Annotated in this window: 20 protein-coding genes and 1 other RNA gene; 18 read left to right on the top strand and 3 right to left on the bottom strand. The window is 31.1% G+C overall.

Annotated features, from left to right (window positions below):
* The first annotated feature begins 282 nt into the window (after positions 1-282).
* The 14 genes from ftsH (at position 283) to ffs (ending at position 11,935) form a co-directional block, all read left to right on the top strand.
* A complete protein-coding gene (gene ftsH, locus C820_RS02475; protein ID WP_004035625.1) occupies positions 283-2,250 on the top strand; it encodes an ATP-dependent zinc metalloprotease FtsH in 1,968 nt (655 codons plus the stop codon).
* Positions 2,251-2,262: 12 nt separating this feature from the next.
* Positions 2,263-2,664: a thioesterase family protein gene (locus C820_RS02470; RefSeq protein ID WP_004035626.1), complete on the top strand. Its 402-nt coding sequence runs from the start codon at positions 2,263-2,265 to the stop codon at positions 2,662-2,664.
* Positions 2,665-2,727: 63 nt separating this feature from the next.
* Entirely contained in the window at positions 2,728-3,672 is a 945-nt protein-coding gene (gene argF, locus C820_RS02465; RefSeq protein ID WP_004035628.1) for an ornithine carbamoyltransferase, read from the top strand.
* Positions 3,673-3,760: 88 nt separating this feature from the next.
* Positions 3,761-4,729 carry a biotin--[acetyl-CoA-carboxylase] ligase gene (locus tag C820_RS02460; protein WP_004035630.1) on the top strand — a complete coding sequence of 323 codons (969 nt, stop codon included), beginning with the start codon at positions 3,761-3,763 and terminating at the stop codon, positions 4,727-4,729.
* Positions 4,730-4,740: 11 nt separating this feature from the next.
* Positions 4,741-5,100, top strand: coding sequence for a DUF6145 family protein (locus tag C820_RS02455; protein WP_004035632.1), 360 nt, complete (start codon positions 4,741-4,743; stop codon positions 5,098-5,100).
* 239 nt (positions 5,101-5,339) lie between these two features.
* Positions 5,340-5,930 carry an ECF transporter S component gene (locus C820_RS02450; protein ID WP_004035634.1) on the top strand — a complete coding sequence of 197 codons (591 nt, stop codon included), beginning with the start codon at positions 5,340-5,342 and terminating at the stop codon, positions 5,928-5,930.
* Between the two features lie 64 nt (positions 5,931-5,994).
* Positions 5,995-6,771: a type III pantothenate kinase gene (locus C820_RS02445; RefSeq protein WP_004035636.1), complete on the top strand. Its 777-nt coding sequence runs from the start codon at positions 5,995-5,997 to the stop codon at positions 6,769-6,771.
* A 12-nt stretch (positions 6,772-6,783) separates the two neighbouring features.
* Complete coding sequence (locus C820_RS02440; RefSeq protein ID WP_004035639.1) at positions 6,784-7,551, top strand: type III pantothenate kinase; 768 nt, start codon at positions 6,784-6,786, stop codon at positions 7,549-7,551.
* A 28-nt stretch (positions 7,552-7,579) separates the two neighbouring features.
* Positions 7,580-8,536: a tRNA dihydrouridine synthase DusB gene (dusB, locus tag C820_RS02435; protein WP_004035640.1), complete on the top strand. Its 957-nt coding sequence runs from the start codon at positions 7,580-7,582 to the stop codon at positions 8,534-8,536.
* A gap of 72 nt (positions 8,537-8,608) precedes the next feature.
* Positions 8,609-9,286 (top strand): hypothetical protein, encoded by a 678-nt coding sequence (locus C820_RS02430; protein WP_004035641.1) that lies wholly within the window; start codon positions 8,609-8,611, stop codon positions 9,284-9,286.
* Positions 9,287-9,454: 168 nt separating this feature from the next.
* Entirely contained in the window at positions 9,455-10,786 is a 1,332-nt protein-coding gene (locus C820_RS02425; protein ID WP_004035642.1) for an FG-GAP repeat domain-containing protein, read from the top strand.
* A 9-nt stretch (positions 10,787-10,795) separates the two neighbouring features.
* The gene (gene tadA, locus C820_RS02420) at positions 10,796-11,260 is read left to right on the top strand and encodes a tRNA adenosine(34) deaminase TadA (RefSeq protein ID WP_004035644.1); all 465 of its coding nucleotides are present in this window, start codon (positions 10,796-10,798) and stop codon (positions 11,258-11,260) included.
* 48 nt (positions 11,261-11,308) lie between these two features.
* The gene (locus C820_RS14540; protein ID WP_156801411.1) at positions 11,309-11,443 is read left to right on the top strand and encodes a putative holin-like toxin; all 135 of its coding nucleotides are present in this window, start codon (positions 11,309-11,311) and stop codon (positions 11,441-11,443) included.
* Positions 11,444-11,670: 227 nt separating this feature from the next.
* An RNA gene (ffs, locus tag C820_RS02410) (signal recognition particle sRNA large type) lies at positions 11,671-11,935 on the top strand.
* 97 nt (positions 11,936-12,032) lie between these two features.
* On the opposite strand, the gene C820_RS02405 is transcribed toward ffs, so the two are convergent.
* The 3 genes from C820_RS02405 to C820_RS02395 form a co-directional block, all read right to left on the bottom strand.
* Positions 12,033-12,257 carry a helix-turn-helix domain-containing protein gene (locus C820_RS02405; protein ID WP_004035648.1) on the bottom strand — a complete coding sequence of 75 codons (225 nt, stop codon included), beginning with the start codon at positions 12,255-12,257 and terminating at the stop codon, positions 12,033-12,035.
* A 128-nt stretch (positions 12,258-12,385) separates the two neighbouring features.
* The gene (locus C820_RS02400) at positions 12,386-12,628 is read right to left on the bottom strand and encodes a helix-turn-helix domain-containing protein (RefSeq protein WP_004035649.1); all 243 of its coding nucleotides are present in this window, start codon (positions 12,626-12,628) and stop codon (positions 12,386-12,388) included.
* A gap of 449 nt (positions 12,629-13,077) precedes the next feature.
* Complete coding sequence (locus tag C820_RS02395; RefSeq protein WP_004035650.1) at positions 13,078-13,329, bottom strand: helix-turn-helix domain-containing protein; 252 nt, start codon at positions 13,327-13,329, stop codon at positions 13,078-13,080.
* A gap of 133 nt (positions 13,330-13,462) precedes the next feature.
* Between C820_RS02395 and C820_RS02390 the strand changes: the two genes are divergently transcribed.
* The 4 genes from C820_RS02390 to C820_RS02375 all read left to right on the top strand — a co-directional run bounded on the left by C820_RS02390 (position 13,463) and on the right by C820_RS02375 (position 18,024).
* A complete protein-coding gene (locus C820_RS02390; RefSeq protein WP_004035651.1) occupies positions 13,463-14,032 on the top strand; it encodes a hypothetical protein in 570 nt (189 codons plus the stop codon).
* A 135-nt stretch (positions 14,033-14,167) separates the two neighbouring features.
* Complete coding sequence (gene metG, locus C820_RS02385) at positions 14,168-16,192, top strand: methionine--tRNA ligase (protein WP_051057752.1); 2,025 nt, start codon at positions 14,168-14,170, stop codon at positions 16,190-16,192.
* Positions 16,192-16,950, top strand: coding sequence for a TatD family hydrolase (locus C820_RS02380; protein WP_004035654.1), 759 nt, complete (start codon positions 16,192-16,194; stop codon positions 16,948-16,950). The genes metG and C820_RS02380 overlap by 1 nt, the downstream gene beginning before the upstream one ends.
* Before the next feature lie 225 nt (positions 16,951-17,175).
* Positions 17,176-18,024 (top strand): 3D domain-containing protein, encoded by an 849-nt coding sequence (locus C820_RS02375; protein ID WP_004035655.1) that lies wholly within the window; start codon positions 17,176-17,178, stop codon positions 18,022-18,024.
* The last annotated feature ends 6 nt before the right edge of the window (positions 18,025-18,030 follow it).

The raw sequence follows: 18,030 nt of genomic DNA, 5'->3' as shown, positions 1-18,030 counted from the left end.
AATAATACTTAATTTTTTTGACAATCTAAAGGTGAAGATAGTTTTATCTTCACCTTATTTTTGTTTATCTATCAAAAACAGAGTATTTTTGATAATATTAGAGCAACTATTTTTGCAATATTTTTCAGTAAGTATGTTGTGTTTAATGAATATATGTGATAAAATTAAAAATTGACAGACTATATATTTTGTAAATCAATTTCTGTTACTTCATAACAAGATTTGCATAAAGTTTTGACAATAGTAAAACTTTTTCGTATGATAGATGTGAAGAGAACAGATATGCAAAGAATACAAGGAGTGAGATATTTGAAAAAATATTGGAAGTCTTTTGGATTGTATGCTGTTATTTTTGTTGTTATTGCAATGTTGATTGCAGTAGCAGGACAAAAAGCAGAGAGGTCATCTACTGTGAATTATACATACAGTAATTTGATTACAGCGTTAGAACAAGACAAAGTAAAAGAAATTCAAGTACAAAGAAGTTCCGAAGCGAATGATTTCGGTACAGCTACAGCAAGATTGACAAATGGAGAAACCATTCGTGTCAATATTCCAAGTGTTTCTGTGCTTCAACAACGTTTGGACGATAAAGCAGCACAAAGCAATAGCTTAAAAATTTCCGTACCTGATATACCAAAAACAAGTATATTAACAGCAATATTGCCCTCATTAATTATGATGATTATTATGGTAATTATATTTACTGTTATATTTCAAAAAATGCAGGGTGGCAGTGGCGGAAAAATGATGTCTTTTGGCAAAAGTAAAGCAAAAATGTCTATAGACGAAAAAGACAAAGTAACTTTTGCAAATGTAGCAGGTTTAGATGAAGAAAAGGCAGAACTGGAAGAATTGGTTCAATTTTTAAAAGAACCTAAAAAGTTTCAAGCTTTGGGAGCAAGAATACCAAAAGGTGTTTTATTAGTAGGCCCTCCAGGAACTGGTAAAACATTATTAGCAAAGGCAGTTGCAGGAGAAGCAGGTGTTCCATTTTTTAGTATATCTGGTTCTGACTTTGTTGAAATGTTTGTTGGTGTAGGTGCATCTCGTGTAAGAGATTTGTTTGACCAAGCAAAGAAAAATTCACCTTGTATTGTTTTTATTGATGAAATTGATGCTGTTGGACGACGTAGAGGTGCTGGATTAGGCGGCGGACATGATGAAAGAGAACAAACATTAAACCAATTGCTTGTAGAAATGGACGGTTTTGGTGTAAATGAAGGTGTTATTGTAGTTGCAGCAACAAATAGAGCTGATATATTAGACCCTGCTATATTGCGTCCAGGACGTTTTGACAGACAAGTCTATGTAGGAAGACCAGATGTAAAAGGTAGAGAGGCAATATTACGTGTTCATGCAAAAGGAAAACCTCTTTCTTCTGAAGTAGATTTAAAAGTAGTAGCACAAACAACATCAGGCTTTACAGGAGCAGATTTAGCAAATCTTTTAAATGAGGCTGCACTTTTAGCTGCAAGAGCAAATAAAAAAGCTATTGATATGGAAGAAATACAAAAAGCATTTGTAAAAGTAGGTATTGGTACAGAAAAGAAAAGTAGAATTATTTCAGACAAAGAAAAATTCATTACAGCATACCATGAAAGTGGCCATGCAATATTGTTTGAACTTTTAAGTGAATTAGATCCTGTTCATAGTATTTCTATTATACCAACTGGTATGGCAGGAGGTTATACTATGCCTTTGCCGGGAGAAGATAGAATGTATATGACAAAATTGCATATGGAACAGGAAATTATTAGTCTTTTAGGTGGTAGAGCAGCAGAATTTATTGTTTTAAAAGACGTAACAACAGGTGCATCAAATGATATTCAAAGAGCTACAGCAATGGCTAGAAGTATGGTAACACAGTATGGTATGAGTGATATATTAGGCCCAATACAATTTGGTGATGATAGTAATGAAGTGTTTATTGGCAGAGATTGGGGCCATGCTAGAAATTATAGCGAAGATGTAGCAACTACTATTGATAAGGAAGTACGTCGTATTGTAGATACAGCATATAGCGAAGCAATTCGTATGTTAAAAGAAAATATGGAAATTCTTCATGCTTCTGCAAAACTTTTAGTAGAAAAAGAAAAAGTAACAGGAGAAGAATTTAGAGAACTATTTGAAGAAGAAAAAAGAAATAATGTTCTTGGTATTACAACAATGGATAATGACAGTGAAAAACAAACAGAACAACAAACAAATACAGTAGCTATTAATTTAGAAAAGAAAGAACAAGAATAAGGGGGTACTTTTGTGGAATTTAATTTATCAGTAGGCATGAGTATGGAAGAAGAATATGTTGTAACAGAAGCAGATACAGCAGTTCATTTTGGTAGTGGAACAGTAACTGTATTAGCAACACCTAAAATGATTGCATGGATGGAAGGCGTTTCACTTAATGCAGTACTTCCATTTTTGCCAAAAGGATATGATACAGTAGGAACAGCTGTAGAAATTAAACATTCTGCTGCTACACCAGTAGGTATGAAAGTGCGTGTTGTGTCAGAATTGATTGAAATTGATGGAAAGGCATTGACATTTAAAGTAAAAGCATATGATGAAATAGATAAAATTGGCTCTGGTATTCATAAACGTGCTATAGTAGAATTAGACCGTTTTATAAAGCGTACCAAAGAAAAAGGCAAAAAAGCGTAATAAATATAGACAGTCAAAATGACTTTGACTGTCTTTTTTCATTAAATAAGGAGGGATTGTATTATGGCAGTAAATTTAAAGGGAAGAAGTTTTTTAACATTGAAGGATTTTACAGCAGAAGAAATTGAATATTTTATTGACTTAGCTATGGAGTTAAAAGAGAAAAAGAAAAAAGGTATTTATGAAAAAAGAATGAAAAATAAAAATGTAGCATTAATATTTGAAAAACCTTCTACAAGAACACGTTGTTCTTTTACAGTAGGTGCTGTTGATGAAGGAGCACACCCTGAATATTTGGGAAAAGATGATATACAGTTAGGACATAAAGAAACTGTAGAAGATACTGCTAGAGTATTAGGAAGAATGTTTGATGGTATTGAATTTAGAGGATTTTCTCAAGAAACTGTTGAGAAATTGGCAAAATATAGTGGTGTACCTGTTTGGAATGGTTTAACAGATGAAGACCACCCAACACAAGTATTAGCAGATTTTATGACAATAAAAGAAAAACTTGGAAAGTTAGAAGGAATACGTTTTGTATATGCTGGTGATGGTAGAAACAATATGTCTAATGCTTTAATGATTGGTTGTGCTAAAATGGGATTGCATTATGTTGTAGCATCTCCTGAAAGCCTTTATCCAGAAAAACAACTTATAGAACTTTGTAAAGTATATGCAGAAGAAAGTGGTGGTAGTATTACCGTTACATCAGATATGAAACAAGCAGTAAAAAATGCAGATGTTATTTATACAGATGTTTGGGTATCTATGGGAGAAGAGGCGAAAACAAAAGAAAGAATTGATTTGTTGCAGCCTTATCAAGTAAATGAAGAAGTTATGGCAGCTACAGGAAATGAAAATACAATATTTATGCACTGCTTGCCAGCAGTAAGAGGATATGAAGTAACACATGAAGTATTGGAAGGAAAACAATCTGTAGTATTTGATGAAGCAGAAAATAGAATGCACACAATTAAGGCAGTTATGGTGGCAACAATTGGTGAATAATGAAACAATTACGAATGTAGAAATAAGTTTATTGACAGACTGAAAACCCTCGAGTATTCGAGGGTTTTTTGATAAGGAGATAGCCATAATGTATAAAAAAATATTAGAAGAATTAAAAAAAGCGAACAATTATATTTCTGGAGAAGAATTAGGAGAAAAATTAGGAGTTTCTCGTACTGCTATATGGAAGGGAGTAAAAAAATTAAAAGAACAAGGATATCAAATTGAAGCAGTTTCTAATAAAGGCTATTATTTTGTACCAGAACAGGATTTATATAATGAGATAGAAATAAAAGAAGCATTAAATACTATAAAAATAGCAAATGAAATTTATTTTTATGAGCAAACAGACAGCACAAATAATTGTATTAGAGCATTAGCAAGAGAGGGAAAACAAGAAGGAGTTATTGCTGTAGCAGAAATGCAAACAGCAGCAAAAGGGAGAAGGGGAAAAAGCTGGCAGTCTCCAAAGGGGACAGGAGTATGGTTCAGTATACTTTTAAAGCCTAATATTATGCCATCAGAAGCACCTGTTTTAACATTGTTAGCAGGGCTTGCTGTGTGTCGTGCTATACGTCAACAAACAGGTTTGCAATCAAAAATCAAGTGGCCTAATGATATTTTGATTTCAGGTAAAAAAGTTTGTGGTATATTAACAGAACTAGATGCAGAAATGGATAGCGTACATTTTGTAATAACAGGTATTGGTATTAATGTAAATATAGAGGCATTTCCAAAAGAACTAGAACAGATAGCTACTTCACTCAAAATAGAAATGGGAAAAACCATTTCTAGAAAAAGTATTATAAAATCAGTATTAGAGGAATTTGAAAAAATTTATTTACAATATGAAAAACAATGTAGTTTTTTGCCTTTTCGTGAAGAATATAAAAAGTATTGTATTAATATAGGAAAAGAGTTACAAGTGTTGTCAAAACAGCCTTTTACTGCAAAAGGTATTGATATTACAGAGCAAGGAGAACTTTTAGTACAAAAACAAACAGGAGAAAGAGTAGTTGTATTTTCAGGAGAAGTTTCTATTAGAAATATAGTATAAAGGAGAAAAATATGGAAAAACAGATATTAGCAGTAGCAAATTATGAAAAACAAAAATATTTTATAGAACCAAAATTTGAAACATTGCCAGAAGAAATACAAAAAGAATTAAAAGTAATATGTGTTTTAACAGCACAAAAATTATGTTGCACTTTTTTAATAGGATTTAAAAAAGAAGGAAATATTTATTTTGAAATAATAAAACCAGAACAATGTATTGATTTTGATGATATTGGAGCAGAATTAGAAATTAAAAAAATACAGTCTGAAAATAAAGAGCTATTAAAAAAATTAAAAGTGTGGTATACAATATTTTTTACAGAACAAGGAAAAAAATTAAGACAACAATTATTACAAAAAAAAGAGATATAATTCATAATATGATAAAAAATAACATATTATACAGTATTTGTATTTCTAATTAAAAAAATAGTAGAATTACTAAAAAAAATGTTGTAATTAGAAAATTTGCTGTTATAATAGTTTTGTGTTGAAAAAAAGAACATGGCAGAATGAATTTTTCGCTAAAGTTCTATGAAATAAAAAGACACAATATAAAATATTATCATCTTATATCTGAAAGAATGAGAATGAAAGGAGGACTCAAAAAAATGAGTTCAAAAAAAGGAATGTCTACAAGAAAATTAACTGTTACAGGTATGATGATTGCTATTACAATGATATTGTCATACACACCATTAGGAATTATACCTTTGCAGCCTGTTAGTGCTACGATTGTACATATTCCTACAATTATTATTGCATTGTTAGAAGGGCCTCTTGTAGGAGGAATTGTAGGGGCAGCATTTGGTATTTCTTCTATGATAAAAGCAATTACACAACCATCAGGCATATTAGACCCTTGTTTTATGAACCCTATAGTATCTGTATTGCCTAGAATATGTATTGGTGTTGTAGCAGGATATAGTTATAAAGGATTAATGAGTGTTATAAAAAATAATACAATTTCTTCTGTTATTGCTTCTGCATTAGGTTCTTTGACAAATACACTAGGTGCTATGGGCTTAATCTATTTTATTTATGTAGAAGATATGACAGAAAGATTAGGTACAGCGGCAGGGCCAGTAATATGGGGAATTATTACAACATATGGTGTAGTAGAAATGTTGGCAGCAGTAGTAATTTGTACCTCTGTTGTGTTGGCACTTCAAAAAGCAGTTTATAGAAATAAAATAGCATAAAAATATGTTTTAGGGTACGGGATTGTTCCCGTGCTCTTTTTTAATATTTTAAGGAGAGAAAAAAATGATTTTAGCCATAGATGTAGGCAATACCAATATTATTTTAGGTGTTTATGATAAAGAAGAGCTTGTAGCAAATTGGAGAATTACTACATTAAATAATAGAACAGCAGATGAAACAGGAAGTTTAATTCGCTCTCTTTTTTCTCATTCTAATGTGGATATAAAAGAGATTGAAAGTGTTATTATTTCTTCTGTTGTACCTAATATTATGTATTCTTTAACAAATGCCATAAAAAAACAGCTTCATATAGAACCTATGATAGTAGGAGTAGGAACGAAAACAGGCATCAATTTAAGAATGGAAAATCCCAAAGAAATGGGTGCCGATAGAATTGTAAATTTGGTAGCAGCATATGAAATTTATGGTGGGCCTGTTGTTGTAGTAGATTATAGTACAGCAACAATGTTTGATGTTATTAGTGAAAATGGAGAATTTATTACAGCAATTACAGCACCAGGTGTACAGGTTTGTGCAGATGCCTTATATCAAAAAGCAGCACAGTTGCCCAAAATTGAAATTAAAAAACCAGAAAGCATTATAGCAAAGAATACAGTAAATAGTATACAAGCAGGCATTGTAATAGGACATATTGGAGAAACACTTTATATATTAGAAAAATTAAAACAAGAGTTACAACAACCTCATTTAAAAGTAGTTGCTACAGGGGGACTTGCAAGAGTAATTGATGAAAAAGGAGAAATATTTGATGTAATAGACCCTGTATTATCTTTAAAAGGGTTACGAATATTGTATGAAAAAAACAAACATAGAAAATAGGAGGGTATATTAATGCTTTTGGTAATAGATGTAGGGAATACAAATATTGTTTTAGGGGTATATAAGGACAATAAAATAGTAAAATATTGGAGAATGGCAACAGGAACAAAAAAAACGGCAGATGAAACTGGTATATTTATACATTCTCTTTTTGATGCTTCTGATGTAAAAGCAAGCTGTATTGATGCAGTGATTATTTCTTCTGTTGTACCAGATATTATGTATTCTTTAACACATGGCATACGAAAATATTTTAATATAGAACCTATGATAGTAGGAGCAGGTATGAAAACAGGCATAGTAATTAAAAGAGATAATCCTAAAGAAGTAGGTGCAGATAGAATTGTAAATTTAGTAGCAGCGAAAGAAATTTATGGAGGAGCTGCTATAGTTATTGATTATGGCACTGCGGACACATTTGATGTTATCAATGAAAAAGGAGAATTTATTACAGGACTGATAGCACCAGGTATTTCTATTTGTGCAGATGCCTTATATCAGAGAGCGGCACAATTACCCAAAGTAGAAATTAAAAAGCCTAAGTCTGTTATTGTAAAAAATACAGTAGGTAGTATACAAGCAGGCATTGTGCTAGGACATATTGGACAAACTGTTCATATTGTAAGAGAATTAAAAAGAGAATTAAATTTACCTAATATGAAAGTGATTGCTACAGGAGGATTAGCAAAAGTAATTGACCCTGATAAAACGATATTTGATGTGTTAGACCCTACATTAACATTAAAAGGGCTAAAAATACTTTATGAAAAAAATAAATAATATTGATTACAACAAGAGAGGAACAAAAATGAAAATAGGCAATGTGGAATTAGAAAATAATATTTTTTTAGCACCTATGGCAGGTGTAACAGACTTACCTTTTCGCATACTTTGTAAAGAAATGGGCTGTGGATTGGTGTATTCTGAAATGGTAAGTGCAAAAGGAATATTATATGACAATGAAAATACAAAAAAATTGCTTACTGTAGAACAAAAAGAAAGACCTGCAGCAGTACAACTTTTTGGTTCTCAACCAGAAATTATGGCAGCTATGGCAAAAAAAATTGAAAAATATGATATTGATATTATAGATGTAAATATGGGTTGTCCTGCTCCTAAAATTGTTAAAAATGGCGAAGGAAGTGCTTTAACAAAAAATCCAAAATTAGTAGGAGATATTGTAAAAGCAATGGTAACTGCTCAAAAAAAACCTGTTACAATTAAATTTAGAAAAGGATTTGATGAAGAACATATTAATGCAATAGAAATTGCAAAAATTGCAGAACAAAATGGTGCAGCAGCGGTTGCAGTACATGGTAGAACAAGAGAACAATATTATAGCGGAAAAGCAGATTGGGATATTATAAAGGCAGTAAAACAATCAGTTAGTATTCCAGTGATTGGAAATGGAGATATTTTTACACCAGAAGATGCAAAAAATATGCTAGAGTATACAAAATGTGATGCTATTATGATAGGAAGGGCAGCACAAGGAAATCCGTGGATATTTCAAAGAATTCGTCACTATTTTAATACAGGAGAACTTCTGAAAGAACCAACAGCAGAACAAAAAGTCGAAAAAGCATTATGTCATGCTCGTATGTTGATAGAATATAAAGGGGAATATATTGGAGTAAGAGAAATGAGAAAGCATATTTCATGGTATATGAAAGGAATAAAAGGAGCAGCAGAGCTTAGAGAAAAAATCAATCGTGCAAATAGCTATAATGAAATGGAGCAATTATTACAAAAAATTTTAATATAAAATGAGATTAAGAACACTTCCTTTTTTGCCGATATATAAATAAAAGGGCAAAGTAAATAAGGGAGGGATATTATGGCAATTTCATCTATTCAAAAACAAAATACAATATATCGTAAACAAGAATATCAAAAGGAAAATAGTATTTCAAAAGAACAAACAAAACAAACAGTACAAAATACAAAACAAAATGAAGCAGAAAATATCAAAGAAAATGTAACAGAGAAAAAGGATATTTTTTTGCCACAACAGCAAAAAGAAAATAAAACACTTCCTACACAAGGACAAAATAAACAAAAAAAGTCTAATGTAGATTATCAAGCAACAGAGGACTTAATTAAATTGATGAATGCAAAGAGTACATCAGAAGTACGCAGCATTATAGCAAGAATAAAAGGAGAAATGGCACAAACAAAGTCAAGCGGTGGAGAAGAGGAACAAATTAAAAAAGCAGTTGCAAAAATGAAAAAAGTAATTAAAAAAGCACAAAGCAAAGAAAAAGCTTTGATAGCAGAGAATAAAATGGAATTACAAATGAAAATGAAACAAAAAAATGAAGCAGAGGAAGCAGAAGAAATTGGAACAGAACTTCAAGCGAAAAAGAGAAAACGTATGTCAAAAGAAATCAATGATGTTCTAAATTCTTCAAATGATATTGCAACAGGTTCTTCAGAAAATGCCTCTTTTATGGATATAGGAGGAGATTTGTCTATGACTATGCCAGAAATAGGAAATATTGATATTAGTATATAAAAAATAATAAAGAAGTAATTCCAATAATGAAGAAGGAAATTACTTCTTTTTTTGTTTGATAAAAGTGGTATTGTATCATTTGTGTAAATTGTTGTTTGAAATTAGAGTATAATTAGTATATAATAGATAAAATAATTATATTCGAACAAAAGGGACGTGACAAAAACAATGATACGAAAGTGGCTTTGTGTATATATGTGTTTTCTTTTAATAACTATAACAGCTTGTAATGATACTGCAAATGAACAAACGGAAGTTTTTTCTATTTCCGAAGAAAAAGCAAAAGAGTATGAAGAAAAAATTGATAAGCTATTATATGATAATTATTGGAGATGCGATAGTAGTTCTATTACTTTTTTTAAAGGTATTGTTCCAGAAAATACAAAAGAAAATCAAAAAATATTTGAGGCATCTTCTGCTGTAGCATTAGATATGACTGCAAATACAACAAAAGAAGCAATTGTAGCAACAGTTCCTTTACTTTATTATAATGAAGAAATAGCAGGGCTTTTGTATTGTTATTTTGTAAAAGATAAATTGATAGGTAGTTATTATGTAGGTGGTTATAATAATGGTATCTATGCTTTGACAGATAGAAATGTATTTTTAGCAGATGGTCATTTTTCAAAATATGAAACAGATACATCTTTTGCTACATTTCATGGTAGAAAGGCAACATTCCCTTCAGAAGGATTTTGTGATATAGGAAAAGATGCACAAGGTAATACTTTAGCAGCAAATATTAGTGAAGATGGCAAGCTTTCATTATATCGTTATCGCAATTATTTCGGAAGATATCGTAACATTTATTTGCAAAGAGGGCTTGTAGTAGATAGTGCAGCATTTTTAGAAGAAGGTATGGCAGTACTTTTAAGCCGACCTATTACAGAAGGAACTGGAGAAGGAGAAAACACACATACTTTTTCTGAAAAATTAGTATTTTTAAATCGCAATTTTGGTATTACAGCAGAAAATATAGATTTATCACATGGTAATTATACCTGTGTAGGATTTGATGGTACAGAACTTTTTTTAATGAATAACAAAACGTTAGAATGTTATAAAAAAGGAGAAGAAGGCTGGACAATATCCAATCAATACTATTTAGAACATGGTGCAAGCTATATGCACATAACAGATTTAGATAATGATGGCACATTAGAATATTTTATAACAGACGGATTTGATTTGTATTTGTATCATAAAACAGGTGCAGGCTTTATCAAAATATGGAGTACACATTTAGGTATAAAGAGCATTGAAAGTAGTATTTATAGTGGTGATTTGAATAGAGATGGCGTTAAAGAAATATACGTTTGTGATACAACAGGAACAGCTATGAGATATATTTTGACAGAAAAAGGACTTGCTATAAAAAATGATGATATTGTACATGGACAAGTAATATACGCTATGGATTTAGATGGGGATAATATAGAAGAATATGTTGGTATGAGTGATATAGAAAACTCTGACACAATGGTATATTTTAGTGAGTAGGAGAAAAATATGACAGAACAACAATATTATATGACAGAGGCATTGATAGAGGCAAAAAAGGCATTTGCATTGAAAGAAGTGCCTATTGGTGCTGTTATGGTAAGAAAGGGAGAAATCATTGCAAGAGGGTATAATTTGAGGAATAGTGCAAAAAACCCTCTTTGCCATGCAGAAATAGATGTTATTGATAAAAGTGCCAAAATAGTAGGAGATTGGCGACTAGAAGACTGTACGCTTTATGTTACAGTAGAACCTTGCCCTATGTGTGCAGGGGCGATTGTGCAGTCGAGAATACCAAAAATTGTTTTTGGTACAAGAAATAATAAAGCAGGCTGTGCAGGTTCTATATTGAATATATTGCAAGAACCACGTTTTAATCATCAGGTAGAAATAGAGGAAAATGTGTTGCAACAGGAATGTGCAGAATTGATGAGGGCATTTTTTAAAAATTTTAGAAAAAAAAGTAATATGTGACTTTTGTTGAAATATGGCGAATAATATGTTAATCTAATATTAGCAGTCATGACGGGTGGTCACCCTCTTACATACAAAAAGGGAGAGGGGGTGGTGTCTATGACGGTTTACGAAGCAATTATGGTCATGCTGACCTTTGGTTTGTTCCTCATAGCGTTACTTTCTTATATGAACAAGAAGTAATAAAAAAACTACCCATCATAGCCCTGCAAAGCTAGGGTAGTTTTTTACCTTAACCTGGGTGACCACAATAACGTGGTGACTGCTCCCTTTTTGTAATAATATTATAGCATTGTTATTATATTTTGTAAAGCATAGAATAAGTGTTTTATTTATGGGGAATAATGCTATTGACAAAACAGAGCAATATAATGTATACTATTAAACAATACTGAAAAGCACAAAAATTTCCGTGCTAGTCGGGGCGTTAGCGGTGTCTTGTAACCCACAATCCGCTATAGTGGGGACGATGTCTATAGGAGGTATTTGTTTTGTATGGTCTGCCCTTTTGCGTTAGTGATGAAGATTGAGTCTTGTGCAACAGGAACTTATGAACCGTGTCAGGGTCGGAAGGCAGCAGCACTAAGTAAGCACTCTTGTGTGCCGCAGGGTAGCTTAGTCGGAGCTAATAATAAAGGTAACGCATGGAAAGCAATATCGAATATAGATGCACGGATTTTATATAAAAAAATGAGAGCGAAATATCGCTCTTTTTTTATACAAAAGAATTGAATATAAAAGTGTTAAAAAAGACTTGTGTATTGATGTTTTTCTAATTTTTTTGTTCTATATTCAAAATATCACTTAATTCACATTGTAATTCCACACAAATTTTTAAAAGTAAATAGCTGTCTAATCTTTCTACTTTATTTTTACAATAATTGTCAATAATTTGAAAGCTACTTTGTACACGTTTGGCAAGAGTACCTCTTTTTATATTGACCTTTTTTAAATAATCTTCTAGCGTAATTTGAAAGACATAATTCTTATATTCCATACAGTATCACCCAAATTATATTATAATAATTATATATATTATTTGTAATTTATTATTTTTAATATATTATTAAAAATATATTTATATCAGTATATTTTCAAATAAAAAAGAACAAAAAAATACAGCAATTAACGTATTTCTTGTTCTAAATTTTTAAATGTTTCTGTATCAAAAAAGTCATAAAGTGATATATCCAAACCATCACATAGCAACTTAATAGTAACAATACCTGGATTTTTACTAACATCATACATAATATTTTTAATAGTAGATGGTGATATACCAGATAAATGTGCCAAATAATTTAGTGAAATATTTCTTTCATTGCATAATTCTAAAATTCTATTTTTGACAGCAGCTTTTGTATCCATTAAAATCCCTCTATAAATATACTTTATTATTAAGTATAAATATAAAAGAGAAAAATTAACGACTATATATAGACTATTTTTTAATTATATAGTATAGTAATAAAAAGGGGTTAACTGTCTTTTCCGTCAATTAAATAGTCATATGGGGAGTGTCTAAACAAGTATTTTTTTAAGAGGGGGAACTTTTTTCACTTGTGAAAAGTTCCCCCAGCGGACAAAGTCCGCTTCCCCTTCAAAAACACGCTTGGAGCAGAAAAACCTTGAGGCTTTGCCTCAAACTCCACTCGCTTTTGAAAAAGCGAGGCAAAACTTTTGCAGAAAACTTCGTTTTCTGAATTGCAAATAGCAATAAAGATTATAATAATTATATATATTTCTCCAAATTAAAAAGAAATATATATAATTATATAGATTATTTTTTGATAATAAATTATACTGTATAAAAGAGGTTAATTGTCTTTTCCATCAATTAAATAGTCATAAGTTACATGAAATAGTTCACAAATAGCTTTCAGTTCTATATCTGTAACATATCTTTTATTTGTTTCAATTCTAGTAATGACATTTTTATCTACATCAAGACCAGAAAGTTGTAGTTTATCGGCTAGGTCTCTTTGAGATAAATTGTATTTTTGTCTAAGCATTTTTAGATGAGAACCAATTAAATTCTTTTCACCTGTTTTACTACGTGGTTTTGGCATATGTGACCTCTTTTCTATGTTGTTTTTGTATCATTTTTTGCACTTTTTAAAATTTTATGATATTTTTTTAACTAAATCGGTTGTAAAAGTGATACAAAGTAAAATTTTAATGGTATTTAAAGGAGGAATTTTTATGTCAAAGTCAAAAGTAGATGAAAACAAATTGATAAACTACTATTTAACAGCGTGCTATTTTAAACCCAAAGAGTATTTTGTTCCTTTACCAGAGTGTAAAAGAATTACATTTTATCGTAATTTGATAAGGGCAATAAAAAGAGATTGCACTGCTTGTTTTAAAAAAACAATTGTAGACACGCTTAACGACCACATTGCCTACATAGAAAAAGAAAAGAATTTTAAAAAATTGCTTACAAAAGACCAGCTAAAACAATTTGAAGAATTGAGAGAAAGCATTGTAATGTGGTATGCTATGCAAAAAGAAATTTTAAAATTAGGTATAGGAGAAAATGAAATTATACAAATGAGTATACAACAGCAGGAAAATGAAGAAGATTATGAGCTAAAACATAAAATAAAAGATAATAAATATTATTATTATGGTTTAGAAGATTTTAATAGAGAAGACGAATGTTGTGATGATGAAAAACCAACGCATTATGAAATAAATATAGAAAGACCAATATATTATTGCGATGACCCCCCTGTAAGATATGATAAAACAGAAGATGATGACAAAAAATAAAAGTGTTTAGGGAGGACTTTTTCCAAATGAAAAAAAGGATTTTATACTATTATTTTTTAATATATTAAATTTTTTTGTAAAAAATGGGCTATAATTTGCTTTTTTTTCCCAAAACGGATATAATACTACCATATCATGCGAAATTTGCGAAACTGCAAAAGTAGAAATTTGGGAGGGATTTTTTTGGAAAAATTTTATATTACAACACCAATTTATTACCCTAGTGATAAATTGCATATAGGTCATTCTTATTGTACTGTAGCAACGGATACTATGGCAAGATATAAAAGACTACGTGGCTATGACGTTATGTTTTTGACAGGAACAGATGAACATGGTCAAAAATTAGAAAGAATTGCAAAAAAACAAGGTATGACACCTAAAGAATATATTGATAATGTTGTAGTGGGCATTAAACAGCTTTGGAAAACATTGAATATTTCTTATGATAAATTTATTAGAACAACAGATGATTACCACGTTAAAACAGTACAAAAAATATTTAAACAACTTTATGACCAAGGAGATATTTACAAAAGCACATATGAAGGCTGGTATTGTACTCCTTGTGAGTCCTTTTTTACAGAACATCAGCTTGTTGACGGAAAATGTCCAGATTGTGGTAGAGAAGTAGAAAAAGTAAAAGAGGAAAGTTATTTCTTCCGCCTTTCAAAATATCAAGACAGAATTATAAAATATATGGAAGAAAACACAGAATTTTTACAGCCTAATACTAGACAAAATGAAATGATTAATAACTTTTTAAAACCAGGTTTAGAGGATTTAGCAGTTAGTAGAACTTCATTTGAATGGGGTATACCTGTAGAATTTGACCCCGGACATATTGTATATGTTTGGGTAGATGCCCTTTCTAACTATATTAGTGCATTGGGCTATAATAGCGATGATGATAGTTTATTCCAAAAATATTGGCCAGCAGATGTACACGTGGTAGGAAAGGAAATTGTACGCTTCCATTCTATTATATGGCCTGCTATGCTTATGGCATTGAATTTGCCTCTGCCTAAACAAATTTTTGGACATGGCTGGCTTGTTATCAATGGTGGAAAAATGTCAAAGTCTGTAGGTAATGTGGTAGACCCTAATGTTTTGGTTGAAAAATATGGTGTTGACGCAATACGTTATTTCTTGCTAAGAGAAATTGCTTTTGGACAAGATGGTAATTTCAATAATGAGGCATTGATACAAAGAATTAATTCAGACTTGGCGAATGATTTGGGTAATCTTGTTTCTAGAACAGTAGGCATGATAGAAAAATATTTTAATGGTACATTGCCAGAAACACAGTCTTCTACACAGTTTGATGCAGATTTGATAGAAACTGCAAAAAATATTGTACCAAAAGTAGAGGCAGACATGGATAAAATGATGTTTAGTGATGCGTTAATAGAACTTTGGAATTTAATTCGCAGAACAAATAAATACATTGATGAAACACAACCTTGGATATTGATAAAAGATGAAGCAAAACATTCTGAATTAGCAAATGCTCTGTATAATGTAACAGAAAGTATTAGAATTATTTCTATATTGCTTCAGCCATTTATGCCTAATACACCAGAATTAATATGGAAACAAATTGGTATAGAAGCTGGAGAACTTACAAAATGGGATAGTGCAAAACAATGGGGAAAATTACCAAAAACACTTTCTGTAAAAAAAGGAAATGTAATATTCCCAAGAATTGATATGAAAAAAGAAATTGCTGAATTAGAAGAAGCAATAAAAGCATCTCAAGCAAGTTCTATTGCAAATCAAGAGAAAAAACAAGAAACTAAAAAGGAACAAAAAAAACAACCAGAAGTGCCTTCTGAAATTAGCATTGATGACTTTTTTAAAGTACAGTTAAAAGTAGGAGAAGTTGTTGCAAGTGAAAAAGTAGAAAAATCTGATAAACTGTTGAGAAATCAGGTAAAAATAGGCGATGAAGTAAGAACGATATTTTCTGGTATTTCAAAATGGTATAGCCCAGAAGAAATGGTTGGTAAAAAAGTGGTAGTAGCTTATAATTTGAAACCAAGGAAAATGATGGGCGAAATGTCATATGGTATGTTGTTGTGTGCAGATGACGGAGCAGACAAACTTTCATTATTGACATTGGATAAAAATGATATTCCAAGTGGAGCGGACATAAGCTAATGTATTTTGAATCTCACGCACATTATGATGATAGACAGTTCAATAAAGATAGGCAGGCACTTTTGGAGTGCCTGCCCCAATGTGGTGTTGATGTAGTAATAAATAGTGGTTCAGATTTGAAAAGTTCTTATATAGGGAAAAAACTTTCTGAACAATATGATTATATTTATTTTGCTGCAGGAGTACACCCTAATGAACTGTATGACATTAGTGAAAAAACTATACAAGAAATCCGTCAGTTGGCACAACATAAAAAATGCGTTGCTATAGGAGAAATTGGTTTAGACTATCATTATGATACTTTTTCTAAAGAAACGCAGAAATATTGGTTTAAAAAACAGTTATCACTTGCGAAATCACTTCACATTCCTGTAATAATTCATTCAAGAGAAGCTAGTCAAGATTGCTTTGATATTATTAAAAAAAGTGGTGTCGAAAAAGGCGTTATTCATTGCTATTCGGGCAGTGTAGAGATGGCAGAGGAATATGTAAAAATGGGTTTTTTAATAGGAATAGGAGGAGTTTTGACATATTCTAATGCTAAAAAATTGGTAGAGGTAGCAAAAAAAATTGAATTAAAGCATATTTTGATTGAAACAGACAGCCCTTATTTATCACCTGTTCCTTACAGAGGAAAACGCAACGATTCTAGAAATTTGGAATTTGTTGTAAAAAAATTGTCTGAAATAAAAGGGATTTCTCCTATCGAAATAGCGAATATAACATTAAAAAACGGTAAAAATTTATTTTTTTCATAAAAAATGTTGAATATTTATTACAGATATGTTAATATAATAAATGTAACAGGATAAGGATATATCATGAATAGGTATATCTTTATTTTATGCAGTAAAGATAGGCACAACTGAAAATAGTTGTAAATACTGTCAAGGCATTTATCAAAAAGGAATAATGTCAAATAAAACGAATAGGGTGTCCTATCCTATCAAAGGCAACATCATAGGACATTCGAGGAGGAGAAAATGACAAGAAGACTGATTAGAGTAATAGCTATTGTAGTATTTATGCTGGCTATTGGCAGCAATACGGCCTTCGCCTACACAAAAACTGTAATTATCAATTTAGATGGAGTACCTCGTATGATAAATACAGACAAAGAAACAGTAGGCGATTTAATGAAAACGTTAGATGATATTGTTTCTGCTGATTATGTGTTACAAGGGGATATCAGCAAAAACACAGAACTAACGAAAAATATGGTCATTGATTTGACTTCCATCACGGAAAAGAAGATAACAAAAAAAGAGACCATTGCCTATGATACAGAAATTAGAGAAAATCCTAATTTAGAAGAAGGCAAGGAGAATGTATTGCAAGAAGGGGAAAATGGGGAATTATCCATTATTACAAAGGAGAACTATTCTGGAGCTGAATTAATTTCTTCTGAAGTAGTAGAGGAATTAGTTACAAAAGAAGCAAAAAATAAAATTATTGAAAGAGGAACAAAAAAAGAAGAAATTCCAATTCCAGTCGTAGAATTAAAGAAAGAAAAACAGCCAGCGAGTGTTACTGCTTCTGCAGTAACAAATAATAATACTTCTTTAAATGTGGTGGCGACAGGCTATACACCTGGTGACCCAGGTTGTACAGGGATTACTTATACAGGAACAAAGGCAACAAGGGGAACTATTGCGGTAGACCCTAAAGTGATACCATTTGGCACAAAATTATATATACCAGGCTATGGCTATGGTGTAGCTGCCGATACAGGCGGAGCAATTAAAGGAAATAAAATAGACTTGTGCTATGAAAGTAGAACAGAAGCATTAAACTGGGGTATCAAAAATATTACAGTGTATATTGTAAAATAATAAAAA

It is taken from the genome of Clostridium sp. MD294, from assembly GCF_000364165.2.
Classification (GTDB): domain Bacteria; phylum Bacillota; class Clostridia; order Lachnospirales; family Anaerotignaceae; genus Coprocola.
The sequence above is the reverse complement of the archived record's forward strand: the minus strand, read 5'-3'. Positions and strand labels throughout refer to the sequence as shown.

Bases quoted from the DNA above. Each gene is read 5' to 3' on its own strand.
- C820_RS02400 (WP_004035649.1), bottom strand. From the start codon at position 12,628: ATGGATACAAAAGCTGCTGTCAAAAATAGAATTTTAGAATTATGCAAT.
- C820_RS02395 (WP_004035650.1), bottom strand. From the start codon at position 13,329: ATGCCAAAACCACGTAGTAAAACAGGTGAAAAGAATTTAATTGGTTCT.
- C820_RS02390 (WP_004035651.1), top strand. From the start codon at position 13,463: ATGTCAAAGTCAAAAGTAGATGAAAACAAATTGATAAACTACTATTTA.
- tadA (WP_004035644.1), top strand. From the start codon at position 10,796: ATGACAGAACAACAATATTATATGACAGAGGCATTGATAGAGGCAAAA.
- metG (WP_051057752.1), top strand. From the start codon at position 14,168: ATGCGAAATTTGCGAAACTGCAAAAGTAGAAATTTGGGAGGGATTTTT.
- C820_RS02450 (WP_004035634.1), top strand. From the start codon at position 5,340: ATGAGTTCAAAAAAAGGAATGTCTACAAGAAAATTAACTGTTACAGGT.
- C820_RS02440 (WP_004035639.1), top strand. From the start codon at position 6,784: ATGCTTTTGGTAATAGATGTAGGGAATACAAATATTGTTTTAGGGGTA.
- C820_RS02375 (WP_004035655.1), top strand. From the start codon at position 17,176: ATGACAAGAAGACTGATTAGAGTAATAGCTATTGTAGTATTTATGCTG.
- C820_RS02445 (WP_004035636.1), top strand. From the start codon at position 5,995: ATGATTTTAGCCATAGATGTAGGCAATACCAATATTATTTTAGGTGTT.
- C820_RS02430 (WP_004035641.1), top strand. From the start codon at position 8,609: ATGGCAATTTCATCTATTCAAAAACAAAATACAATATATCGTAAACAA.
- C820_RS02380 (WP_004035654.1), top strand. From the start codon at position 16,192: ATGTATTTTGAATCTCACGCACATTATGATGATAGACAGTTCAATAAA.
- C820_RS02455 (WP_004035632.1), top strand. From the start codon at position 4,741: ATGGAAAAACAGATATTAGCAGTAGCAAATTATGAAAAACAAAAATAT.
- argF (WP_004035628.1), top strand. From the start codon at position 2,728: ATGGCAGTAAATTTAAAGGGAAGAAGTTTTTTAACATTGAAGGATTTT.
- ftsH (WP_004035625.1), top strand. From the start codon at position 283: ATGCAAAGAATACAAGGAGTGAGATATTTGAAAAAATATTGGAAGTCT.
- C820_RS14540 (WP_156801411.1), top strand. From the start codon at position 11,309: ATGACGGGTGGTCACCCTCTTACATACAAAAAGGGAGAGGGGGTGGTG.
- dusB (WP_004035640.1), top strand. From the start codon at position 7,580: ATGAAAATAGGCAATGTGGAATTAGAAAATAATATTTTTTTAGCACCT.
- C820_RS02425 (WP_004035642.1), top strand. From the start codon at position 9,455: ATGATACGAAAGTGGCTTTGTGTATATATGTGTTTTCTTTTAATAACT.
- C820_RS02405 (WP_004035648.1), bottom strand. From the start codon at position 12,257: ATGGAATATAAGAATTATGTCTTTCAAATTACGCTAGAAGATTATTTA.
- C820_RS02460 (WP_004035630.1), top strand. From the start codon at position 3,761: ATGTATAAAAAAATATTAGAAGAATTAAAAAAAGCGAACAATTATATT.